This is a genomic window from Paracoccus broussonetiae, from assembly GCF_031854425.1.
In the GTDB taxonomy this organism is placed as follows: Bacteria; Pseudomonadota; Alphaproteobacteria; order Rhodobacterales; family Rhodobacteraceae; genus Paracoccus; species Paracoccus broussonetiae.
The window spans coordinates 31,379-54,306 of sequence record NZ_JAVRQI010000014.1; the positions used below are offsets into that span (position 1 = coordinate 31,379).

General features: G+C 65.9%; 18 protein-coding genes. 12 read left to right on the forward strand and 6 right to left on the reverse strand.

Features of this window, described 5'->3' with window-relative positions:
- Positions 1–24 precede the first annotated feature (24 nt).
- From pglA to RM190_RS17335, 3 genes are read left to right on the forward strand one after another with little or no spacing between them, the layout of a single operon-like run.
- Complete coding sequence (gene pglA / locus RM190_RS17325) at positions 25–1,578, forward strand: polygalacturonase PglA (protein WP_311760725.1); 1,554 nt, start codon at positions 25–27, stop codon at positions 1,576–1,578.
- Positions 1,565–2,692 (forward strand): glycoside hydrolase family 88/105 protein, encoded by a 1,128-nt coding sequence (locus tag RM190_RS17330; RefSeq protein ID WP_311760726.1) that lies wholly within the window; start codon positions 1,565–1,567, stop codon positions 2,690–2,692. The genes pglA and RM190_RS17330 overlap by 14 nt, the downstream gene beginning before the upstream one ends.
- A gap of 32 nt (positions 2,693–2,724) precedes the next feature.
- Positions 2,725–3,039 (forward strand): cupin domain-containing protein, encoded by a 315-nt coding sequence (locus RM190_RS17335; RefSeq protein WP_311760727.1) that lies wholly within the window; start codon positions 2,725–2,727, stop codon positions 3,037–3,039.
- A gap of 33 nt (positions 3,040–3,072) precedes the next feature.
- Here RM190_RS17335 and RM190_RS17340 read toward each other — a convergent pair whose 3' ends face one another.
- The 4 genes from RM190_RS17340 to RM190_RS23475 form a co-directional block, all read right to left on the reverse strand.
- Positions 3,073–4,380: a nucleotide sugar dehydrogenase gene (locus RM190_RS17340; protein ID WP_311760728.1), complete on the reverse strand. Its 1,308-nt coding sequence runs from the start codon at positions 4,378–4,380 to the stop codon at positions 3,073–3,075.
- A gap of 86 nt (positions 4,381–4,466) precedes the next feature.
- Complete coding sequence (locus RM190_RS17345; protein WP_311760729.1) at positions 4,467–6,170, reverse strand: adenylate/guanylate cyclase domain-containing protein; 1,704 nt, start codon at positions 6,168–6,170, stop codon at positions 4,467–4,469.
- A gap of 73 nt (positions 6,171–6,243) precedes the next feature.
- Entirely contained in the window at positions 6,244–6,735 is a 492-nt protein-coding gene (locus RM190_RS17350; protein ID WP_311760730.1) for a cyclic nucleotide-binding domain-containing protein, read from the reverse strand.
- Positions 6,732–9,455 carry an ABC transporter transmembrane domain-containing protein gene (locus tag RM190_RS23475; protein ID WP_311760731.1) on the reverse strand — a complete coding sequence of 908 codons (2,724 nt, stop codon included), beginning with the start codon at positions 9,453–9,455 and terminating at the stop codon, positions 6,732–6,734. Before RM190_RS23475 ends, RM190_RS17350 begins: the two co-directional genes overlap by 4 nt.
- Positions 9,456–9,611: 156 nt before the next feature.
- Between RM190_RS23475 and RM190_RS17360 the strand changes: the two genes are divergently transcribed.
- Positions 9,612–10,682 (forward strand): glycosyltransferase family 4 protein, encoded by a 1,071-nt coding sequence (locus RM190_RS17360; RefSeq protein WP_311760732.1) that lies wholly within the window; start codon positions 9,612–9,614, stop codon positions 10,680–10,682.
- Positions 10,679–11,446, forward strand: coding sequence for a polysaccharide deacetylase family protein (locus RM190_RS17365; protein ID WP_311760733.1), 768 nt, complete (start codon positions 10,679–10,681; stop codon positions 11,444–11,446). Before RM190_RS17360 ends, RM190_RS17365 begins: the two co-directional genes overlap by 4 nt.
- Here the strand turns inward: RM190_RS17365 and RM190_RS17370 are convergent.
- Entirely contained in the window at positions 11,403–12,368 is a 966-nt protein-coding gene (locus tag RM190_RS17370) for a glycosyltransferase (protein WP_311760734.1), read from the reverse strand. The two genes, RM190_RS17365 and RM190_RS17370, sit on opposite strands and share 44 nt — an antisense overlap.
- Before the next feature lie 129 nt (positions 12,369–12,497).
- Here RM190_RS17370 and RM190_RS17375 point away from each other — a divergent pair, with 129 nt between their 5' ends.
- The 7 genes from RM190_RS17375 to RM190_RS17405 are packed head-to-tail and all read left to right on the forward strand — an operon-like array spanning position 12,498 to position 22,053.
- Positions 12,498–14,348, forward strand: a complete 1,851-nt coding sequence (locus RM190_RS17375; RefSeq protein ID WP_311760735.1) for an ABC transporter ATP-binding protein — start codon at positions 12,498–12,500, stop codon at positions 14,346–14,348.
- Positions 14,345–16,276 (forward strand): ABC transporter substrate-binding protein, encoded by a 1,932-nt coding sequence (locus RM190_RS17380; RefSeq protein WP_311760736.1) that lies wholly within the window; start codon positions 14,345–14,347, stop codon positions 16,274–16,276. The genes RM190_RS17375 and RM190_RS17380 overlap by 4 nt, the downstream gene beginning before the upstream one ends.
- Positions 16,273–17,271 carry an ABC transporter permease gene (locus RM190_RS17385; RefSeq protein WP_311760737.1) on the forward strand — a complete coding sequence of 333 codons (999 nt, stop codon included), beginning with the start codon at positions 16,273–16,275 and terminating at the stop codon, positions 17,269–17,271. The genes RM190_RS17380 and RM190_RS17385 overlap by 4 nt, the downstream gene beginning before the upstream one ends.
- The gene (locus RM190_RS17390; protein ID WP_311760738.1) at positions 17,268–18,434 is read left to right on the forward strand and encodes an ABC transporter permease; all 1,167 of its coding nucleotides are present in this window, start codon (positions 17,268–17,270) and stop codon (positions 18,432–18,434) included. Before RM190_RS17385 ends, RM190_RS17390 begins: the two co-directional genes overlap by 4 nt.
- A gap of 9 nt (positions 18,435–18,443) precedes the next feature.
- A complete protein-coding gene (locus tag RM190_RS17395; protein ID WP_311760739.1) occupies positions 18,444–19,640 on the forward strand; it encodes a glycosyltransferase family protein in 1,197 nt (398 codons plus the stop codon).
- Positions 19,640–20,890: a glycosyltransferase gene (locus tag RM190_RS17400; RefSeq protein ID WP_311760740.1), complete on the forward strand. Its 1,251-nt coding sequence runs from the start codon at positions 19,640–19,642 to the stop codon at positions 20,888–20,890. Before RM190_RS17395 ends, RM190_RS17400 begins: the two co-directional genes overlap by 1 nt.
- On the forward strand, positions 20,881–22,053 hold the full coding sequence (locus tag RM190_RS17405; protein WP_311760741.1) for a glycosyltransferase family protein: 1,173 nt from the start codon (positions 20,881–20,883) through the stop codon (positions 22,051–22,053). Before RM190_RS17400 ends, RM190_RS17405 begins: the two co-directional genes overlap by 10 nt.
- On the opposite strand, the gene RM190_RS17410 is transcribed toward RM190_RS17405, so the two are convergent.
- Positions 22,007–22,801, reverse strand: coding sequence for a metallophosphoesterase family protein (locus RM190_RS17410; RefSeq protein WP_311760742.1), 795 nt, complete (start codon positions 22,799–22,801; stop codon positions 22,007–22,009). The genes RM190_RS17405 and RM190_RS17410 overlap by 47 nt on opposite strands.
- Between the last annotated feature and the right edge of the window lie 127 nt (positions 22,802–22,928).

A 22,928-nucleotide genomic window follows, 5' to 3' on the forward strand; every position in this document is an offset into this window, starting at 1 on the left:
GGCGGGCCTCTGAAAGGCAAGATCGTGAAACCCATCCCCCTCGCCGTGACGGCGCGGGCCGCTGCCTTGCGGCTTCCCGTCAGCGGTGCCTTGTATCATCTGCCCCGTCCGCTGGGCTGGTCCCTTGTTGTGCCCGGCGGTTCAGATCGCCGGGGCATCGCGGATGCCGCGATCCTGATGCTGGACAGGCTGGAGCCGGAGACCCCTTACCGCCTGCGCGTCGCAGGGATGGACGAAATCGAATTTCGCACCCGCGCCTGTGCCGGGATGCATGTCGCGGCAGGCCTGGTCCCGGCGCGCGATCCGGGCGATCTGGATGCCGCGAGGGGGAACGCGTCGCGTCTTGTCGCCGCGATTGCCAATCTGCCGCGGGGGGGCACGCTGGTCGTGCCGCCGGGTGACTGGCTGGCGATGCCGGTCGCGCTTCGTTCGGACATGGTGCTGCACTTGTCACACGGGGCGGTCCTGCGCGCGCCGTCGGCCCGGCGCGGCTGGCCGATCCTGCCCGCCCGCGACGGGCAGGGCAGGATGCTGGGAAGCTGGGAAGGACTGCCCGCCGCCTGCTTTGCCGCCCCGTTGCATGCGATCGGGGCCGAGCGCCTGGTGATCGAGGGGCCTGGCATGCTGGATGGCGGCGGTGCGCAGGGCGACTGGTGGACATGGCCCAAGGGCACGCGGGACGGAGCGCGGCGCCCGCGCGGGCTGCATCTTGTCGATTGCCACGATGTCACGCTGCTGGGCTTTTCCATCCGCAATGCGCCAAGCTGGACCATCCACCCGCAGGGATGCAGCGATCTGGTCGCCGCCGGATTGCAGGTCGATGCCCCGCCGGACAGTCCGAACACCGATGGGTTCAACCCGGAAATGTGCCGCAACGTGCTGATCGCCGGCATTCGGTTTTCGGTTGGCGACGATTGCATCGCGGTCAAGGCGGGCAAGCGCGGACCCTTGGGCGAAGATGACCATCTACGGGAAACGCGCGGCATCCGCATCCGGCATTGCCTGATGCAGCGCGGGCATGGCGGGCTGGTAATCGGCTCGGAAATGTCGGGCGGCGTCCAAGATGTCGCGATCGAGGATTGCGAGATGCGGGGAACCGACCGGGGGCTTCGCATCAAGACCCGCCGGGGACGGGGCGGCGCGGTGTCGGGCATCGCCATGCGCCGGGTGCGGATGGACGGCGTCGGGACCGCGATCTCGGTCAATGCGCATTACCATTGCGATGCCGACGGTCACGCGCATCGGGTGCAGGATCGCGCGCCCGCGCCCGTGGACGCGACCACGCCCCGTATCGACGGCATTCTGGTCGAGGACGTGACCATCCGCGACCTTGCCCATGCGGCCGGATGTTTCCTTGGACTGGCCGAGGCGCCGATCCGGAACATCCGGGTCCGGAACCTGCAGATCGAATCCCTTGATCCCGCGGCGCGGCCCGCGCTGCCCGACATGGCCGATCACATTCGTCCCATGCTTCACGAAACCCTGCTGGCCGAACAGGCCGATCTGGATTGCGACGATCCGGGCCTGATCTCGACCGCACCGATTACCCTACAAGAGGTGACCCATGTCCCCGACTGAATATTTCGACGCCTTCTGCCAATCCTACCGTGCCTACAAGAAGGGGGCGTGGTGCTATGAGGATGGCTGCGTCTATCGCGGTCTGGACCTGCTGGCCGAAGCGACGGGGGACCGGCGCTGGCGCGGGCATCTTCACCGGCTGGCAGATGCGCAGATCGCGCCGGATGGTGCGCTTGCGGGATATCGGGTCGAGGAATTCAACATCGACAATATCCTGGCCGGGCGCGTGCTGATGCCCATGGCGCGCGAGACGGGGGATCCCCGCTACATGGCGGCGGCGCGGGGGCTGGTCGGGCAACTGGACCGGCATCCGAGGATCGGCACCGGGAACTATTGGCACAAGCTGCGATACCATCACCAGGTCTGGCTGGACGGCCTTTACATGGCGCTGCCCTTTCAGGTCGAATACGCGCTTGCAACCAACGAGCAGGCGCGGATCGCGGATGCCCTGTCGCAGTTCCGCACGGCGCTGGATCTGACCGAGACCGCCTCGGGGCTGCATGTCCACGGCTACGACGAAAGCCGCCAGCAGGCATGGGCCGACCCCACGTCCGGCCGGTCCCCGGCCGTCTGGGCGCGTGCGATGGGCTGGCTGGCGATGGCGCTGGTCGACGTCCTGGCGATCCTGCCCCCGGGTGACGAGGTGACCGCGCTTCGCCAGCGCAGCTTGCGGATGTTGTTGAAGCTGGCCGATCTGCAAGGTCGGAGCGGTCTTTGGCCGCAGGTGCTGGAGGCGCCGGGACTTGTCGGGAATTACGACGAAAGCTCTGCCTCGGCGATGCTGGCATACGCCTTCCTGCGGGCGGCGCGGACGGGGCAGGCGCAGGGTGCGGATGCACTCCGCCTGCGCGCCGCGGGGCTTGCCGCCCTGCGCGGGCTTGAGACGGGTCGGCTGGTCGCCCATGACGGGGTCACGCGCCTTGAAGGCATCTGCCGGGTGGCCGGGCTGGGCGGGTTCGGCGGCGTCTATCGCGACGGAACGCCCGCCTATTACCTGACCGAAGAGGTGGTGGCCGATGATGCCAAGGGGGTCGGCCCGCTGATGATGGCCCATGCCGAAGGCGTGCTGCTTGCGAAATCGGTTGCCGAGACGGCCGAGACCCGGCAGGCATGACCACGGAACCGGAGATCACCAAGGAGCAAGCCATGACCCGACCCGAATATCCCGTCGCCCATCCTTCGGACGGGGTCGCCCGGCAGGTTCTGGCGGAAGATCCCGACCTGATGGTTGTGTCCTTCCGCTTTCAGGCCGGTGCCGTGGGCGCCTTGCATGACCATTCGCACACCCAATCGACCTATGTCGCCAGCGGCCGTTTCCGCTTTTTCCGCGGCGACGAGGTGCTTGAGCTGGGGCCGGGGGACAGCATCGTCATCGGCTCGGGCCTGCGTCATGGCTGCGAATGCATCGAGACGGGTGAGCTGATCGACTGCTTCACGCCGCGGCGCGACGATTTCCTGTGACCTGCCCGGGACCGCTCCGGTGGCTCGGTCCCTTTACGCGGGAATGATATGGGGCGCGGGCTGGTTGCTGAACCGGCCCCGCGCATCGATGATCAACCGCGCATGGTCGCGCAGCATCGCGTAATCGACATCGCTGTGATCGGTCAGGATCAGTACCGCGTCATACGAGGCGACGGCCTGGGGCGTAAGCTCGACCGAGGCGAGGTCAAAGGAATGTTCGCGCATGACCGGAAAGACCGGTACCTGACCATCCGCATAATCGATATGCGCGCCCCAGTCGCGCAGCCGCTCCATCACCAGGACCGAAGGGCTCTCGCGCACGTCGTCCACGTCCCGCTTATAGGCGATGCCAAGGACCAGAAGCCGCGCGCGCGACATGACAAGGCCGCGCGCGTTCAGCGCCTGCAGCGTCTTGCCGACGACATATTCGGGCATCGAGGCATTGACCTCTCCCGCGAGCTCGATGAACCGGGTGTGGATGCCGTATTCCCGCGCCTTCCACGTCAGGTAGAAGGGATCGACGGGGATGCAATGGCCACCGATGCCCGGTCCGGGATAGAAGGCCTTGAAACCGAAGGGCTTGGTCGCGGCGGCGTCGATCACCTCGAAGATGTCCAGCCCCATGCGCTGGGCGACGATCTTCAATTCGTTCACCAGCCCGATATTCACGGCGCGATAGATGTTCTCCAGCAGCTTGACCATTTCAGCCGCGCGGGACGAACTGACCGGAACCACCGTGTCGATGAAGGTCGAGTAAAGCGCCACGCCCGCGCGTTGCGAGGCTTCGTCATCCGCGCCAACGACCTTCGGGATGCGGCTGGTGTCGAAATCGGGATTGCCGGGATCTTCGCGTTCCGGCGAATAGGCAAGGAAGGCGTCCTGACCGGGAGTCAGCCCGGCCGCGACCAGCCGGGGTGCAAGCACTTCGGCGGTGGTGCCTGGCCAGGTCGTGCTTTCCAGGGCCAGAAGCTGGCCCGCGCGCAGATAAGGCCCAAGGGAATCCATCGTCGAAGTGACGAATTGCAGGTCGGGTTCGCGGTGCTTGTCCAGCGGCGTTGGCACGCAGATCAGCAGCGCGTCGCATTCTGCGGCGCGGCTGTAATCGCAGGTTGCCTCGAACCCGCGCGCGCGCATGGCGCGGATCGCGTCGGCGGGGATGTGGCGGATCGGGCTTTCCCCGGAATGAAGCTGGCGCACGCGCTCGGGCAGGATGTCGAAGCCAAGGACCGGCAGCCCGATCTCGGTGATGCGCATGGCCAGTGGAATGCCGACATATCCCAGCCCGACGATGCCGACGCGTGCCGTCCTGTCCGCGATCTTCTTCAGCAGTTCGTCAAGCATCGGGGCCTCGTTCGCAGCGTCGGACCCGACCTAGCACGGCACGCCTGACCGCACCATAGCGGCGACCGGCAGGCCGGGCGCCGGTGTCACAGGAAGCGCGCACTTTCCGCGTCTTGCAGCGGATAGACGATCAACCCGCTTTCGCGTCCACGCACCTGCACCATCTGCCCGGCCAGGTCGGCCCAGGGACGGTCCTGCGCCTGCATGACCTCTTGCGAGGCGACGATCGGGGCGTGCAGGTCCTTGGACACCCCTTCAAGCCGGCTGGCCACGTTGACCGTATCGCCGATCGCGGTTTCGCTGAGATTGCCGGAAAAACCCATGCTGCCGATGATGGCGGAACCGGCATGGATGCCGATGCCCACGTCGATGCGCACGCCCATGTTCCTTATCAGCTCCTCGTTCAACGCGGCGACATTGCGCCGGATCTGGGCGGCGCTGCGCAGCGCCGACTGGCTGGCGACGTTCAGGTCGGTGTCGATCCCGAAGACGGCCATGGCCCCGTCGCCGATGAACTTGTCGACCCTGCCGCCATTCGCCGCGACGGCGTTGCCGACAATGTCGAAATACAGGTTCAGCAGAAAGACCACGTCATAGGGCAGATGCCGCTCACTCAGCGTGGTGAAGCTGCGCAGGTCGCAGAACAGGACCGCGATTTCATGTTCGCGGGGCGGCATGGCCTGCCCTTCGGCGGCATGGGTCCGGGGCGGCTCGACCAGGCGTGCGACGGTGACGGCGGCGCGGGGGCGCAGCTGGCAGGCCAGTCGCACATCCGGCCCGGCCTGGATCCGCGCCAGCGTCGCGGCCTCAAGCGGGCTGGGCAGCGGCAGGGGCTCGTCGCTGGCCATGATCCGCACCCTGCAGGTCGAACAGCGCCCGTTTCCACCGCAGACCGAATAATGCGCGATGCCATTCGCCCAGCTTGCCTCAAGGATCGACATGCCGGGATTGGCGCGCGCCTGTTCGCCGCCCAGATAGCTGATCTCGATCTGGCCCGACCGTCCCAGGAACGCGCGCAGCTGGCGCAGGATCAGGACCATCGCGATCAGCAGGATCCATCCCGTTCGCAGCCCGGTCGAGATCATCGCGATCCGGTTCGAGCCAAGATAGGCCTCGGGCAAGGGTGGCAGAGGGGGATGCATCGACATTTCTTCGCGCGCGATGCGGTCCACCGTCTCGACCCCCGCCACGCCATAGCCGATCAGCGCCAGCACCGGCAGCAGGACCGCCGCGGCGACGATACCGGTGCGGATGCGCCGGAAGCCGGGATTGGTCGCCAGCACGCGCCCAAGACCATAGCAGCCGTGAACCCAGACGATCACCAGTGCCACGGATTGCTGGATCGACATGATCGGGTTGTCGTGCCACTGCGCTGTCAGCACCATCCGGTAGCTGGGTTCAAGCCCGCGCAGCGGTTCCTGCAGGCGCATCGCCATCGCGTGGTCGATCAGCAGATAGGGGATCAGCAGGCCCAGGATCAGAAGGATCAACTCGCCCAGCGGCATCTGCAGCGTTCGCCGCGAATACAGCGTCCAAAGCGACAGCCCGGCATGGATCAGGCAAGAGCCATAGAACAGCACCGTGCCCGGCAGCGTGCGCCACGGCATGGCCAGCCATTGTCGCGCATCCTCGGCCAGCGGGATCGAGGCGATGAGCAGTGAATGGTTCGTCAGGTGCATGATGACGAAGCACAGGATCACGCTGCCCGAGATCTGCCGCGCCAGAAGCATGGCCGGACCGCTGCGTCCCGGAAAGGCACCGCCCGCGCCATCGGGGGAAACCGCGCTCATGATCGCACCATCCGGCAGGGCCGTCGCGCTGCAGGGGCGGCGCGGCGGGAACGGGCAGCAAGCCGAGATGGCATCACGCTTTGCCGGTCCTTTCCGGATCGGGGGAAGCGAGTGCCCTGGCCGCGATAAGCTGTTCGGTCGTCCATGCCAGACGCTCCGCCAGCACGCGCATCATGTGCACGCATATGCTGCTGTCTTCCGAAAGGATCTTCAGGAAATACTTTGGTTCAATTGAAAGCACGTCAAGGTTCTCGGCGGCGCGCACGGTGGCCGTGCGGCTGCCCCCGCAAAGCAGGGCGATTTCGCCGATGATGTCGCCGACACCAAGCTCGGCCACCTTGATCGCGCGCCCGTCGTCATCCGACAGCACATCGACCCGGCCAGCGATGATGATATAGGCCGTATCGGCATCGTCGCCCTTGCGAAACAGCACTTCGCCCTTGTCAAAATGCACCCGATGGGACGCGAAGGCCAGTTTCTTCAACCGCCCGATCTCGATGCAGGAGAACAGCGGTGCCTGTCGCAGCGCGTTCACTTCGTCACTCAGCGCCATCTCGGGCCTCATGTAAACACCATCGTGCTGTCCGACTTCTGCGCCGCTTTCAGATCGCAGAAGCTTCCGTCGAACTCGACGCTGCCGCGGTCGAAGATGATGACGCGCTGGAACAGGTGGGCCATGCGCGTGTTCGACAGCACCCAGATCACCGCCGGCTTTTCCTCGTGGCGTTGCAGGGCTTGCAGGGTCGCCCCAACGATAGCCTCGTGCTGGCGAGGGTCAACCGCGGAAAGCGCCTTGTTCAGCACATAATACTCGGATTGCCGGATCAGCGCGCGCGCCAGGCTCAGCCTTTGGCGCTGCGCAAGGTTCAGGCGCCGCCCGGAAATGCCAACGTCCTCTCCCAGGCCAAGGCGCAGGATGTCCTGCGAGACGCCCGCCTGGCGCAGGTATCCCACGATCAGGTCGAACAGCTTGCGCTGTGTCTCGGGGTTGTTGCGGGCAAGCTTGCCGAACAGGATGTTCTCGATCACGCGGGCGGCGTCGTTATAGGTGTCGGGCTGATAGGGGGTGATCAGCGCGCGCAGTTCCTTTGGCAGCGCCTCGGCCAGCATGGCGCGGGCCTTGACCACCTTGTCGCTCAGCGCGTCGCTGAGCAGGCCCAGCCGCATCTGCACTTCGTTATAGGACAGGCTCAGCGTCAGCATCCGGAAACGGTCGTCGGGCTTTGCATCCACCAGCCTGCCGCGATGGGTGCGGGCGACGAGCTGGCGCAGTTCGGGGATGTCCTGCGGGTTCAGGAAGGGCATCTGCGCGAAAAGCGTTTCGTCCTCGCCCTCGTCGCCGACCAGTTCCAGAATGTTCTCGGCCATTTCGTGGCCAAGGTCGAACAGATCGCCTGCCAGCCCAAGATCGTCCCCGATCTTGCGGGCAGCGTCGCTGCGCAGGATGGTCGTGCCCGCATCGGGCGAGGCAAGCTCGCCGAACAGCAGGTTCTCGCCCAGACTGGCGCGCGAGTTGTAGCGCTGGGTATCGAAATGCTCGATCGGGATCTTGGCGGCCCCGCTGGCCTGATCCGCACGCAGGCGGTGGCGCAGGCTGACGATGACGGATTTCAGATGCTCGTGCTCTCCCGGTGCCAGCCGGGCGCGCAGGCCCATGCCCATGACATCCGGCGCAAGCCCTGTCGTCTCAAGCGCGGAGACGATGGCCGCGTCAAGATCGCGCGCCCCGTCGGCCGTGGGGGGGACCAGCGCCCGATCGATCCAGTCCGCATCCACCGGGAATTCGGCATTGCCCGAAGCGCGAGCTTCGGTCAGTTCCCAGCGCGCCCGGCGGGCGGCCAGCGCATCCGTTGCCTCGGGGACGGAATAGGGCGCGTGGCGCAGGCCATAAAGCAGGTTGTCGTAAAGGCTGCCCTGAAAGAAGTAATCCTGCTGCGTGATATAGGTGATGCGGCGGCCCAGCAGGTATTCGGGCATATCCTCGATCGGCTCGCCCGCGACGGTCATGCGGCCGCTGGTCGGCCAGACCGCGCGGCCCATGACGGCTGCCATCACCTCGGCCCCCGAGCCGGTATTGTCGATCATCGCCACCGTCTCGCCATGCGCAAAGGACAGCGACACGCGGTCCAGCAGCTTTTCGCCAGCGCCGTCCTCCTGCACCTCAAGCGCCGAGGCGGTCAGCGGCGCTCCAAGCGCTCCCGTTTCCAGGCTGAGGCAATGCAGGCGCTCGTCGATCAGCATGGGGGCACGGAACTGCTCGACCACGGTTTCGCATTTCACGCGCACATCCTGACGGGCCTGGTCCCAGTCGATCAGCTCTTTCAGGGGGCCGGGCAAGTCCTTGTAGGCGTTGATGACGGCGACAAGCTGGCCCACATCCAGCTCTCCCTTGATCGTCAGGTAGCCACCGAACGAATAGAAGACGAAGGGCGTGATCTGTGCCAGGAAGTTGTTCAGGAACTTGACCATGAACTTCCACTGATACAGGTCGTAGCGGATCTTGAAGATCCGGCCCAGCCGGGCGCTGATATCGGCGCGTTCGTAATTGGTCGTGTCCATCGCGTGGATGGTCGAGATCCCGTCCATCAGCTCGCCGATGCGGCCCGAAAGCTCGCGCGCGGTCAATTGCCGCTGGCGTCCCAACTCGATCAGGCGGCGGCGCATGCGGGGAATGATCGCGACCTGGATGCCGGCGATGAAACCCGCGACCGCGCCCAGCCACAGGTTCTGCACGCAGATGAAGATCATCGCCATCAGCGCCTGCCCGGTCAGCATCACCGGCTGCACAAAGGCGTCGCCGGTAAAGCCGCCCAGCGGCTCGACCTCGTCCTTGATCATGCTGGCGGCTTCGGCGGGCTTGATGCGTCGGAACTGCTGGGGCGGAAAGCGCAGGATGCGATCGACCAGCTGATAACGCACCCGGCGCAGCAGGCGTTCGCCCATGCGGCCCTTGAAGGTGTTGATGTAATACTTGAAGAGCCCGTTGATGATGACCAGCGACAGGAAGGTGAAGCTTAGCGCCATCAGCATCGGCATCCGCTCCAGCGGTACGCCTTCGAAAAGCACCACCTGGCCGAAGACCGGCAAGTCAGGGGCGATGCGCATGAAGATCTGGGTCGAGGTGGCGGTTTCGAACCCCTGGCCCTGGATGGGGCCGTTGACGATCTGCTTGGGCAGGTCGAACGAGATGTAATAGGGGATCATCGAGATGACGACGATGAACAGAATCCAGATCTGCGAACGTCGCGTATAGGTCCAGATGAACCGGGTGAGACCTTGTTCCATCGCTATTCCTGCCTGGCGCCCGGTCGCGACGCTGCCGGGACGGCGTCACGAGGGGTCGTTTCGGATCGTTGGCGATTGCGTCCGACGATTGCAAGTGCTTGTGTCGCATGGCTCCTTCGCCGTCCACCCGTTCCCAGCCCGACATGGCCCGACCAGATGAGGATTGCCCTTTACGCCCCGCTGAAATCCCCGGATCATCCGGTTCCTTCCGGGGACCGGACGATGGCGCGCCTGCTGATGCGCGCCTTGGCACTTGCGGGCCATGAAGTGCGGCTGGCATCGGATCTGCGGGTGTTCCTGAAGGCGCCGGATCAGGGACTTCTGAACGACGCGCGCAGCGCTGCCGCGGCCGAAATCACGCGGATCGACCGGCTTTGGCGGATGCAGGGCGCGCCCGAGCTGTGGCTTTGCTATCACCCCTATTACAAATCCCCCGACCTGATCGGGCCGGTGCTTTGCCGCCGCTTCGGGGTTGCCCATGCCACGGTCGAGGCGTCGTGGTCGCGCCGACGCAATCTCGGCGACTGGGCCGAGGCGCAGTCCGAGGTCGTCGGGATGCTGAAATCCGCCGCGGCGAACGTCTCGCTGACTGCACGGGATGCGGCGGGGCTTGAGGCGCTGGGCGTCGGTGTCCGTCGCCTGCCGCCCTTTGTCGATGTCGCGCCCTTCATGGCCGCACCCCGGCCGGTTGCGGGCCATCTTGTCACCGCAGCCATGATGCGTCCGGGGGATAAGTTGTCCAGCTATTGCGCGCTGGCGCGGGCGCTGGGCAGGGTGCCCGGCGACTGGCGGCTGTCGATCGCCGGGGATGGCCCGGCACGCCCCGAGGTTGAAGCAGCCTTCGCGTATCTTGGTCCCCGCGTCGTCTTTCATGGCCAGCTGGACCAGCCGCAACTTGCCGCGCTTCTGGCGCAGGGGTCGCTTTACCTGTGGCCGGGGCATGGCGAGGCCTTTGGCCTTGCCGCGCTTGAGGCGCAGGCGGCTGGTCTGCCGGTCGTCAGTGAAAATACCGCCGGTGTCCCCGAGGTGGTGCAGGACGGCGAAACCGGACTGCTGACGCCCGAAGGCGACGTGTCGGCCTATGCCGCTGCGGTGACCGGACTGCTGGCAGATCCTGCCCGCCGCGAGCGGATGGCCGTGGCGGCGCGGCGCTTTGCGCAAGGCGAGCGCAGCCTTGAGCGTGCGGCCGTCCTTCTCGACTCGATCCTTGAAAAGGTGCAGCGATGATCCAGGTATTTCGCCGCGCCCTTGCCGCCGCCTCCGATCAGGGCCGGGTCCTGCGCTTCTGGCTGCGCGACGATGACGCCACCCGGCCCGGACCAAGGCTTGAGCGGCTGATCTCGCTCTGCGAGCGGCATGGAGTTCCCCCGACGCTGGCGGTGGTGCCGGCGGGGCTTGACCCGGCTCTGGGAGGGCTGCTGACGGGGGATGCGCGCGTCGCCCTGCATGGCTGGTCGCACCGGAACCATGCCGGTCCCCGCGAAAAGAAGCAGGAGCTTGGCCCCCATCGTCCCGCGGCCGAGGTGCTGGCGGAACTGGCAGAGGGCAGGGACCTGCTGGGCCGGGTCTTTCCGGGCCGGGTGCTGGACCTGCTTGTGCCGCCGTGGAACCGCATTGCACCCGCCGTGGCCGAGGGGCTGCCGGGCATCGGTATCCGCGCCCTTTCCGCCTATGGCAGGATCAACGCACGGGCGCTGCCGGTCCTGAATGCCGATATCGACCCGATCGACTGGCGTGCGCGGCGCAGTCTGCGTGATCCCGCGCTCTTGTGGCAGAAGCTGGCACTTCGGGCGCAGATCGACCGTCCCATCGGCATCCTGACCCATCACCTGGATCACGACGAAGCTGTGTGGCAGTTTCTTGACCTGCTGATGGGGATGACCGCAGGACCGCATTGCCGCTGGATCACCCCCGAGGAGATGATGCCCGACTTGCTCTCCAAGGGCGTTACCAGCTTTTCCAGTCGATCAGCAGACCGGGCCGGTCCCTGAACCTTTGAAGTTCGGCCACGGGTGCGCGGCGGGGCAGGTGCCCGGCCAGAATGTCATGCGCGGCCATCGACGCTGGGCAAAGCCGGGCGAACAGCGTGAAGATCAGCGGGCCCGTCACCCACCACGCAGGCGCGCGGGGCAAGGCCGCCACGGCATCGGGCAGGGTGCGGATCAACGCGCGCAACGCCGGATGGGCCTGCGGAGTCGAGATCAGCGCATTCGTCAGCAGGACCGGCCCGCGCCCGGTGACGCGGGGCGTATCCTCGGCCAGAGAGGACAGGCCGCAGGGGGGCAGGAAGTGATCGAAATCCATGTCATCGCGCGCGGGATAGAAATCTGCATCCAGATAGATGCCCCCTTGGGCATCAAGCACCAGATAGCGGGCGACATCGACGGCACCGGGGTAATCCCCCTCGGCCAGCATTCGGCGATAGACCGGATGGTCGGTGGCGCCGATCCGCTCCAGCGCCGCTTCGTCCCACAGGCAATAGGCGCGCCCCTGTCGTGCACACCATGCCTGCCAGGCGACCAGCGACGGGGGGCGGGGCAGGGAGCCGATCCAGATCTGGTGCAGGATGCGGGGAACGGGTGCCAGGGCCATCTCTGCCGCCTGTCTGCGTTCCATCGGGTCAAGCACCGCCATTGGCAGAAGCGCGTCAAGCGCCGGTCCCTGGCTTGCCTGCCAGCCCAGCTTGTCGATCAGGCGACCCTCGGCCCGTGCAAGGTGCAGAAGTGCCGCATGAAGGCGCCGGGGCAGGCCGGCAAGTGTAAGGGGACCCATGGGTGCATCACCCGTTACAGTCGGTTCTGCCTCAAGCAGCTGGGCCAGGGTGCGCGCATCGTCGAACCGGCCGGTACGGGTCAGCTGCGCCAGCACTTCAAGCTGCGCGTCGAACCAGTGCTTGTCCCTGCCTTCCGCCATGATCCGGATGCCTTTCTGATGTCCCGCGCCATCCCTCGACGGCGCGCATCACGAACCGGCATGGACAGACCCCGGATGCTTGACTAGCATTCCCGCCAAGGATTTACAGCCGAGAACGGCCCGGCCCAGATGACCCAAAGCCGAGATCTATTGCGCATCGAGAACCTCAACGTGGGGTTCTCGTTCTATGGGGGCCGGATCGACGCCGTGCGCGGCGCTTCGCTGCGTGTGCTGCCGGGACGGATCACGACACTGGTGGGGCAGTCAGGCTCGGGCAAATCGGTGATTGGCCGCGCGATCATGGGGCTGCATCCGACCCATGCCGAAACTTCGGGACGCATCCTGTTCGACGATCCGCATCTTCAGGACCATGGGGTGGTCGACCTGGCGACGCTGCCGCCCGATGGCACCAGGATGCGGGCCATCCGGGGAAACCGCATCGGGATGATCTTTCAGGAACCGATGAGTTCCTTTTCGCCTGTCCACACCATCGGCAACCAGATCGACGAGGCGCTGCGCATCCATTCCGTCCTGACCCCGCGCGAGCGCGCCGAACGGATCGAGCAGATGCTGGCGGATGTCGGCTTCTCGCATCCTCGGCAGGTCGTGGGACGCTATCCCTTCGAGATGTCGGGGGGGATGCGCCAAAGGGCGATGGTCGCGCAGGCGCTGATCTGCGATCCGGCCCTGCTGATCGCCGACGAACCGACGACCGCACTGGACGTGACCATTCAGGGGCAGCTTCTGAACCTGCTGCGCAAACTGCAGGAACAAAGGGGCATGGCGATCCTGCTGATTACCCATGACCTTGGCGTGGTGGCGAACCTCGCCGACGAGGTGGTGGTGATGTATCGCGGAGAGGTCGTGGAATCTGGTCCGACCGAGCCGATCTTCCGCCGTCCCAGCCATCCCTATCTGCAAGCGCTGATGCAGGCGGTTCCACATTTCGACATGGCGCCGGGGGAAAGGCTGCGACCGCTGGTGCCGGTCAAGGTCGACGGTTCGGCGCTGGGCGTAGCGCGCCCCAAGCAAGGGGATGGACCCCTGCTTGAGGTCAGTGGCCTGACCAAGTCGTTTCGACCCCGCGATGGCGGGATGTTCCGCACGCCCCCTCCGGTCCGGGTAGTGTCGGATGTGGGTTTCACCATCCGGCGCGGGCGCACTCTGGGGCTGGTCGGCGAATCCGGATCGGGCAAGACCACGGTGGGCAAACTGATCGTCCGCGCCATCACTCCGGATGCGGGGCAGGTGCTGCTGGACGGACAGGACATGCTGGCCGCCAAGGGGGATGAGTTGATGGCGCTGCGGCGCCGTGTGCAGATGGTTTTTCAGGATCCGGTCTCATCCCTGTCGCCGCATATGACGATCGGCAACATCCTGACCGAACCGCTGGAGGTCCATGGCGTCGGCGACCGCGCCAGCCGCCGCGATCTGGCCCGCGACCTGATCCGTGCCGTCGGCCTACCCGAGCGCGACCTTGCGCGCTATCCGCACAGCTTCTCGGGCGGGCAGCGCCAAAGGATCGGTATCGCCCGCGCACTGGCGCTGGGCCCCGAACTGATTGTCTGCGACGAGGCGACTTCGGCGCTGGATGTTTCTGTCCAGGCGCAGGTGCTGAACCTGCTCAAGGATCTGCAGCGCGACCTGGGGCTGACCTATCTGTTCATCTCGCATAACCTTGCGGTCGTGAACTACATGTCCGACGACGTGGCGGTGATGCAGGCCGGCCGGATTGTCGAGATCGGCCCGCGCGAGATCATCATGAAAAACCCCGTCCATCCCTATACCCGCGCGCTGCTGGCGGCGGTGCCCTATCCCGACCTGGACCGGCCGCTGGATTTCGCGGCGCTGGGCGCCAACGCCAAGCCCTCGGGCTGGGCGCCCGCATTCCACGGACCGGCGCTTGAGCCGATGGACCTGGGATCGGGCCATCTGGTGTTGGTGCGCCCGGACGCGTCGCGGGCGGAGATCATGGCATGACCCGCCTGTCGCGCCGCGAAGCGCTGGCCCTGCTGGCGGCGGGTGCGACCCTGCCCGGCGCGTTGCGGGCCGAGCCGCAGATTTTTCGCGGCCCGCCCTCGCTTCACGCCCGCATTCTGTCGGGCGAGCTGCCCCCGGTCGGGCACCGGCTGCCGATGATCCCCCGCGTCATCCGCCTTGAGGGAGAGGAGAGCGCCCCCGGCCGCTATGGCGGTCGCCTGCGCATGCTGATCGGCGGCGCGCGCGACATCAGGCACGTCCCGGTGATGAGCTATTCGCGGCTGGTGGGTTATGACCGGAACTTCATCATCCAGCCGGATATTCTGGAACGCTTTCACGTCGCGAACGAGCGTATCTTTACCTTCCGCCTGCGGCGCGGGCACCGCTGGTCGGATGGCAGCCCCCTGACGGCCGAAGATTTCCGTTTCGCATGGGAAGATATCGCCCTTCATCCCGAAATGTCGCGCAGCGGTCCCCCGGCCGAGATGCGCGCCGCCGGGGATCCGCCGCGCTTCGAGGTGCTGGACGATCTGACGGTGCGCTATTCCTGGGACAGCCCGAACCCGGCCTTCCTGTCGCGGCTGGCGGCGCCGGTTCCGCCGCGACTGGTGTTGCCCGCAGCCTATCTGCGCCAGTTCCACGCGGATTATCAGACGCCCGAGGAACTCAAGCGCCATGTCATCGCCGAACGTGTCGATGACTGGGTGGCCTTGATGCAGAAGATGTCGCGCCAGAACCGCCCCGAGAACCCGGCATTGCCGACGCTTGAGGCATGGATGCCGATGACCGTGCCGCCCGCCGACCAGTTCGTGTTCGACCGCAATCCTTATTTTCACCGCGTCGACCACACCGGGCAGCAATTGCCCTATGTCGACCGGTTGGAGCTGAACGTCAGCTCCTCGGACCTGATCCCGGCCAAGACGGGCGCGGGGGATTCCGATCTTCAGATGCTGGGCCTTGATTTTGCGGATTACACCTATCTCAAGCAGGCCGAGAAGCGGTTCCCGATCCGGCTGGACCTGTGGAAGCGGATCCAGGGCTCGCGCATGGCGCTGGTTCCGAACCTGAACTGCCGTGACCTGCCGTGGCGCGACGCGATGCGCGACCTGCGCTTTCGCCGCGCGCTGTCACTGGGCGTCGACCGGCACGAAATCAACATGGTCGTTTTTTTCGGGCTGGCGGCGGAAGGGGCGAATACCGTCCTGCCCGAAAGCCCGTTCTTTCGCCCCGAGCTTGCGACGCTTTGGGCCACGCATGATCCCGATCAGGCCAACCGCCTGCTGGACGAGGCGGGCTTCGCGCGTGAGGGCCGGGGCCTGCGCCGCCTGTCGGACGGGCGGCCGATGCAGCTGATCGTCGAAACCACCGGCGAAAGCAGCCTGCAGACCGACCTGCTGCAACTGATCGACGGCCATTGGCGCGAGATCGGGATCCAGCTGATCCCTCGTGTCAGCCAGCGTGACCTGTTCCGCAGCCGGGTCATGGCCGGGCAGGTGGTCATGGCCGCGTGGGAGGGACTGGACAACGGCATCCCGAATGCCGACACGCCGCCCACGGCCTTTGCCCCGGTCTCGGACGACCAGATACAATGGCCGCTGTGGAGCGTCCATCACCTCTCGGGCGGCACTGCGGGCGAGGCGCCGGACCTGCCTGCCGCGCAGGAATTGCTGGCGCTCTACAAGGAATGGCAATCCAGCGCCGAGGTCTTTCGCCGGGAAGATGTCTGGCGGCGGATCCTGGAGCTGTGGGGCGAGCAGGTCTTTACCATCGGCACGGTCAACCAGACCCTGCAACCGGTGGTGCGCCGCGCCGATCTGCGCAACATGCCGCAGAAGGCTCTGTATGGCTATGACCCGACCGCGTATCTGGGGATCTACATGCCCGATACATTCTGGCTGGAGAATGAGCCGCGGGAGGGTACGGCATGATCCGCTATCTGATCTGGCGCGTCGCGGTGATGGTCCCGACGCTGGTGCTGATCTCGATGCTGGTCTTTACCATCATCGAGCTGCCCCCCGGCGACTATTTCGAAAGCTATGTGCAGGAACTGCGCGCCATGGGCGAGGAAGCGGACCTGCAGGAGATCGAGGATCTGAAGGCCCGTTACGGCTTCGATCAGCCGATGCCTGTCCGTTACCTGCACTGGGTCACGGGAATGCTGCACGGCGATTTCGGCTATTCCTTCGAATACCGGATGCCGGTCAGCGAGGTGGTGGCCAGCCGCATGTGGCTGACGGTGCTGGTTTCGATGGTGACGATCATCGTGACCTGGGTGATTGCCTTTCCGATCGGCATCTATTCGGCGACGCATCAATACAGCTGGGGCGATTACGGCCTGACCTTCCTAGGCCTGCTGGGTATCGCCATTCCGAATTTCATGCTGGCGCTGATCCTGATGTATTTCGCCAATGTCTGGTTCGGCGTGTCGATCGGCCACCTGATGGACCGAGAATTCGTGAACCAGCCGATGAGCTGGGAAAAGGCGCGCTCGATCATGTCGCATCTTTGGATCCCGGTGCTGATCATCGGGACGGCGGGCACCGCGGGGATGGCGCGGCGGTTGCGCGCGAACCTGCTGGACGAGTTGGGCAAGCAATATGTCGTCACCGCCCGCGCCAAGGGTCTGCATCCCTTTCGCGTGCTGGTCAAATACCCGCTGCGACTGGCGCTGAACTTCTTCATTTCGGATATCGGCTCGATCCTGCCCGCCATCGTCTCGGGGGCCGAGATCACGGCGATCGTGCTGTCGCTGGAAACCACGGGGCCGCTGCTGATCCGGGCGCTGCAATCGCAGGACATGTATCTGGCGGGGTCGTTCCTGATGTTCCTGGCCTTCCTGACCGTCATCGGCGTCCTCGTCTCGGATATCGCGCTGGCGATTCTTGATCCGCGCATCAGGCTGGCCGGAGGGGCGACCAAGTGATCGGACTTCCCCCACCCGGTGCGCCCCTGCCGCACGGCGTTTCGCAGGCGCCATTCGACCCCGTCGCCGATCAGGCGGCCGAAGGCGGCAAGCTGGCCGAGGCCTCGCAATTGCGGATCATGTGGTGGAAGTTCCGGCGGCACAGGATCGCGCTGCTGTCGGCGGTGTTTCTGGTGCTGATCTATCTGTCTGCGATCTTTGCCGAGTTTCTCGCGCCTTACGGCCTGCACAGCCGCGACACCGCCAACATCTATGCGCCGCCCCAGCGCGTCCACCTGTTCCACGAAGGCAGCTTCGTCGGCCCATTCGTCTATGGCCGCAGCATGACGCTGGACATGGAAAACCTGCGCCGGGTCTATACCGAGGATCGCAGCAACCCGCAGAAGCTGCGCTTTTTCTGCCGGGGTGACGAATACCTGCTGATGGGGCTGGTTCCGGGCCAGCGGCATCTGGTCTGCCCGCCCGAAAACGGGACCGTCTTTCTGCTGGGCACCGACCGGTTGGGTCGCGACATCCTGTCACGGATCATCCACGGCGCGCGGATCTCACTGACCATCGGCATTCTGGGCGTCGCGATGAGCTTCGTGCTGGGCATCGTGATCGGCGGGCTTGCGGGCTACTACGGTGGCTGGATCGACGCCATCGTCCAGCGCATGATCGAGGTGCTGCAATCCATCCCCTCGATCCCGCTTTGGATGGCGCTGGCCGCGATCATGCCGGTGACCTGGAGCCCGCTGCTGGTCTATGCAGGGATCACCGTGATCCTGGGAATGCTGGACTGGACCGGCCTTGCCCGCGCCGTCAGATCGAAGCTGCTGGCGCTGCGCGAGGAAGACTATGTCCAGGCCGCGCAGATCCTTGGCGCCAGTCCTGGCCGCATCATCGGGCGGCACCTTGTGCCGGGCTTCATGTCGCACCTTGTCGCTTCGGCTACGCTGACCATTCCGGGAATGATCCTGGGCGAGACCGCGCTGAGCTTTCTTGGCCTTGGCCTGCGCCCCCCCATCACCAGTTGGGGCATCCTTCTGACCGAGGCGCGCAGCGTCAACACGCTGGCGCTGTATCCCTGGCTTCTGTTCCCCGTGATCCCCGTCACGCTTGTCATTCTCGCCTTCAACTTCCTGGGTGACGGATTGCGTGACGCCGCCGACCCCCTGCGTTAAGAGAGCCTCATGACCACTCGCCTCAGGGACGCGCGCGTCCTGCTTTACAGCCACGACACATTCGGACTGGGCCATCTGCGCCGCTGCCGCGCCATCGCGAATGCGCTGGTCGAGGCTTATAGCGGGCTGCAGGTGCTGATCATCTCGGGCGCGCCGATCGCGGGGGCTTTTGACTATCGCGCCCGCGTCGACTTCGTGAAGATCCCCAGCGTCATCAAGCTGCGGAACGGGGAATATACCTCGCTGGCCGAGCATGTGGACCTGTCCGACACGCTGAAGATGCGCCGCGCGATGATCCTGGAGACCGCACGCAGCTTTCGACCCGATGTCTTCATCGTCGACAAGGAGCCGATGGGCCTGCATGGCGAGGTCGAAGAGACCCTGGCCTGGCTCAAGGACGAAGGCTGCAGGCTGGTGCTTGGTCTGCGCGAGGTCATGGACGCGCCCCAGCTTCTGGCGGCCGAGTGGAAGCGCAAGAACCTGATCCCGCGCATCTGCAAGTATTTCGACGATATCTGGGTCTATGGCCCGCGCGGCTTTCACGACCCGCTGGCCGGGGTGGTCGTGCCTGCCGAGTTGCGCGAGCGGATGCGCTATGTCGGCTTTCTCAAGCGGCGGTCGCGGGGGGCGGTTCCGCGGGCGGCGAAGCAGCCCTATGTTCTGGTGACGCCCGGCGGGGGCGGCGACGGGGCCGATCTGGTCCGCGACGTGATCCGGGCCTATCGCCATCATCCCGATTTGCCGCAGCGGGCGCTGATCGTCCTTGGGCCCTATATGCCGGCGGAACAGCGCAGCGAGTTTCGCGATGCGGCCGCCGAGATCCCGACGATCGAGATCATGGATTTCTCGCCGCGGATGGAAGATCTGATGGCCCATGCCGAGGCCGTGGTCTGCATGAGCGGCTATAACACCTGGTGCGAAGTCCTGTCCTTCGACAAGCCGACGCTGATGGTCCCGCGCACCGAACCCCGAGAGGAGCAGCTGATCCGCGCCTGCCGCGCCAGCGAGCTGAACGCCGCGACCATGCTGCTGCCGGAAGAGGCGGCGGACCATGTGCAAATGGCGGGCAAGATCCGGGCGCTTTCGACGCAACTGCCGCCCTCGGTCGGTTATCCGCATCCTGATCTGGACGGATTGCCGAACATCATCCGCATCGTCGGTGAATGGCTGCGGCCCAAGCGGGTCTCCGAGGCGCTCGCGATCTGATGAGCCGGGGAAAGATCGTCGTTCTGCTGAAAGGCTATCCACGCCTTTCGGAAACCTTCATTGCGCAGGAACTGCGTGGGCTGGAAAAGGCCGGGATGCAGCTTCGGCTGGTCTCGATGCGGCATCCGACCGATACCCGCCGTCATCCGATCCATGACGAGATCGAGGCACCGGTGACATACCTGCCCGAATACCTGCATCACGAACCGCTGCGTGTGCTGCGCGGGATTGCCCGTGTCGCGGGTCGGCGCGGCTTCTGGCAGGCAGGGCGACGGTTCCTTGCGGACCTTGCCCGTGATCCCAGCCGAAACCGCATCCGCCGCTTTGGACAAGCCGCTGTGCTGGCGGCGGAATGGCCCGCCGATGCGGAATGGCTGCATGTGCATTTCCTGCACACCCCCGCCTCGGTCGGCAGCTATGCCAGCAGGATCATCGGGACGGGCTGGACGGTCTCGGCCCATGCCAAGGACATCTGGACTTCGCCCGACTGGGATCTGAGCGCCAAGCTGGGCCATGCGGAGTGGTGCGTGACCTGCACGCGCTCGGGGTGGGAGCATCTGCGTTCCCTGGCCCCGGACCCGGCGCGCGTGCATCTCAGCTATCACGGGTTGGATCTTGCGCGTTTCGGCGCGACGGATCGGGCGCATTCGGACCGCGACGGCAGCGATCCCGCCGACCCCGTCCGACTGGTCAGCGTCGGGCGACTGGTGCCGAAAAAGGGATATGACATCCTGATGCAGGCGCTTGCCCAACTGCCCCGCGATCTTGCCTGGCGCTTCGAACATATCGGCGGGGGCCCCGAGGCCGAGCGGCTGAAGCCCCTGGCGCGCGAATTGGGGATCGCGGATCGGATCATCTGGCGAGGTGCGCTGCCCCAACGCGAGGTGCTGGAGCTTTACCGCGACAGCGACCTTTTCGTGCTGCCCTGCCGCATCGCTGCCGACGGCGACCGCGACGGTCTGCCGAATGTGCTGGTCGAGGCCGCAAGCCAGCGCCTGTGCTGTATCGGCAGCGCGATTTCCGGCATTCCCGAACTGTTCAGCGACGGCGAAAACGGCCTGCTGGTCCCGCCCGAAGATGCAGGGGCACTGGCCCATGCGCTGGAGCGGTCGATGCGCGATCCCGCGCTGCGGGCAAGGCTGGGCGCCGCGGCCGAGGCGCGGGTGCGCCGCGATTTCGATTCCGCCGTCAGTGTCCGCGACCTTCGCGCGCTTCTGGGTGCGGCGAAAGGGGGCTGTTCATGCGGGTGATGTTCTATGTCCAGCACTTGCTTGGGATCGGCCATCTGGCCCGCGCAAGCCGCATTGCCGAGGCCTTGGCGGCGGATGGCGCGCAGGTGACGGTGGTGACGGGCGGATTGCCGGTGCCGGGCTTCCCCGCCGCAGGCATCGCCCATCTGGCGTTGCCCGCGATGGCCGTGGGGCAAGAGGGTTTTGGCGATCTGGTCGATGCCGAGGGCAGGGCGGTCGATGACACATTCCGCGAACACCGCCGCGCGCTGCTGCTTGACGCCTTTGCGGCGCTTGACCCGGATGTACTGCTGATCGAGGCGTTCCCCTTTGGCCGCCGCCAGGTCCGGTTCGAGCTTCTTCCCCTGATCCGGGTTGCGCGGGACCGCGCGAATCCGCCCCTGATCCTCAGTTCGGTCCGCGACATCCTGCAGGCCAACCGCAAGCCCGGCCGTGACGAGGAGACGGTCGCCGCGCTAGCCGATTTCGATGCGGTGCTGGTGCATGGCGATCCCGCCTTTTCGCGGATCGAGGAGAGCTTTCCGCTGGCCGCAAGGATCGCTCCGAAGCTGCGTTATACCGGGCTTGTGACACCCCCTCCGCCGGCCGCCGCGGATGAGCGCCATGACATCGTCCTGTCTGCGGGGGGCGGTGCGGTGGGTGCGGATCTGATCCGCTGCGCGATGCAGGCGCGCGCGCTGCTGCCCTTGGACCTGAACTGGTGCGTCCTGACCGGGCCAAACCTGCCGCAGCCAGAGTTCGAGGCGTTCAGCGCCCTGGCCTCGGACCGGCTTGCTGTCCATCGCTTTCGCGCGAACCTGGCCGGGCTGATGGCCAGTGCCCGCGTCTCGGTCTCGCAGGCGGGCTACAATACCGTGGGCGACGTGCTGCGCGCGGGATGCGAAGCGGTGCTGGTCCCCTTTGCCTCGGGTGGAGAGACCGAGCAGACCCTGCGCGCCGAAAAGCTGGCCGCGCGTGGGCTGGCGCTGGTTCTGCCCGAACGGGGGCTGACGCCCGAGGCGCTGGCCGACGCGATCCGCATCGCGCTGGGGCGTTCGGGGCGCGCACGCCCGGCACTGGACCTTGATGGTGCCAGCACCAGCGCCCGCATCCTGCGCGAGATGCAGCAGGCGCGGATCAGCGGATCAATTCGTTCAGGCGCGCCGACGCATCCGGTCCCCTGAACGAGGGGGGACCCAGCGCCACGTTCCGGCAGGGCACTTCTTCGATGATCGCATCGGGCGCGCCATGCGCATGTCCGAACAGCCATTCTCGGGGGCGATGCTTCCGCATCAACCACCCCAGATCCGAGGCAAAGCCGCCCGGATGGCGGTAATCCGGGGGCAGCAGCGACGGGTGCGGCAGGTGATGGGTCACGACGGTCGCCCGCCCCTCGCAGGCGGTCAGCCGGTCGTCCAGCCATGCAAGATGGCGTCGATGGACAGCCTGCAGATCACCGATTTGCAGCGGGCCGCCCGCAGGTGATCGGATGCGGCGAAAGTCGTCCATCCCCTTCGGATCCGCGGGCAGCACGAAGTCCGACCACAAGGTTGCGCATAGGAAAAGTTCTCCGGCGATCCGCAACTCGGCCATCTGGGCGAACCCCACGCCATGCTGGCGGCACAGCTCGGCCAGCGCGGGGTCTGCTTCGGGGTCCAGGTCATAATAGTCGTGGTTCCCCGGCATGACATGGACGGTTCCGGGTGGTGCGCACTTTGCCAGTCGGTCAAGGAAGCGCGGCCATTTGCGCATCGCGGCGTTCGACAGATCACCGGCGACGATGACACCGTCCAGCGATTGCCATTCCGTCGCGTCAAGTTGCTCCAGCGGGTCCAGTCCGTCATGTTTCCACTGGTCGAGATGCAGATCCGCGACTATCAGAACGCGGGCATTGCCTGCGGTCCGGCGGCCTAGCTCGGGGATTGCGGTCAAGGTCTTTTCTCCGTCCTGCGCGGCCTTGCGTCGCCACGCCCGGCAGATTGGCGCGATTGCCCCGGGTGGTCGAGTGAGAACCTATCGTTATGGCGAATTGACGAAAGCCACGTCTTTTTTCACGATG

Coding starts and splice junctions, on each gene's coding strand:
- RM190_RS17330 (WP_311760726.1), top strand. CDS start 1,565: ATGTCCCCGACTGAATATTTCGACGCCTTCTGCCAATCCTACCGTGCC.
- RM190_RS17335 (WP_311760727.1), top strand. CDS start 2,725: ATGACCCGACCCGAATATCCCGTCGCCCATCCTTCGGACGGGGTCGCC.
- RM190_RS17340 (WP_311760728.1), bottom strand. CDS start 4,380: ATGCTTGACGAACTGCTGAAGAAGATCGCGGACAGGACGGCACGCGTC.
- RM190_RS17345 (WP_311760729.1), bottom strand. CDS start 6,170: ATGAGCGCGGTTTCCCCCGATGGCGCGGGCGGTGCCTTTCCGGGACGC.
- RM190_RS17350 (WP_311760730.1), bottom strand. CDS start 6,735: ATGAGGCCCGAGATGGCGCTGAGTGACGAAGTGAACGCGCTGCGACAG.
- RM190_RS23475 (WP_311760731.1), bottom strand. CDS start 9,455: ATGGAACAAGGTCTCACCCGGTTCATCTGGACCTATACGCGACGTTCG.
- RM190_RS17360 (WP_311760732.1), top strand. CDS start 9,612: ATGAGGATTGCCCTTTACGCCCCGCTGAAATCCCCGGATCATCCGGTT.
- RM190_RS17365 (WP_311760733.1), top strand. CDS start 10,679: ATGATCCAGGTATTTCGCCGCGCCCTTGCCGCCGCCTCCGATCAGGGC.
- RM190_RS17370 (WP_311760734.1), bottom strand. CDS start 12,368: ATGGCGGAAGGCAGGGACAAGCACTGGTTCGACGCGCAGCTTGAAGTG.
- RM190_RS17375 (WP_311760735.1), top strand. CDS start 12,498: ATGACCCAAAGCCGAGATCTATTGCGCATCGAGAACCTCAACGTGGGG.
- RM190_RS17380 (WP_311760736.1), top strand. CDS start 14,345: ATGACCCGCCTGTCGCGCCGCGAAGCGCTGGCCCTGCTGGCGGCGGGT.
- RM190_RS17385 (WP_311760737.1), top strand. CDS start 16,273: ATGATCCGCTATCTGATCTGGCGCGTCGCGGTGATGGTCCCGACGCTG.
- RM190_RS17395 (WP_311760739.1), top strand. CDS start 18,444: ATGACCACTCGCCTCAGGGACGCGCGCGTCCTGCTTTACAGCCACGAC.
- RM190_RS17400 (WP_311760740.1), top strand. CDS start 19,640: ATGAGCCGGGGAAAGATCGTCGTTCTGCTGAAAGGCTATCCACGCCTT.
- RM190_RS17405 (WP_311760741.1), top strand. CDS start 20,881: ATGCGGGTGATGTTCTATGTCCAGCACTTGCTTGGGATCGGCCATCTG.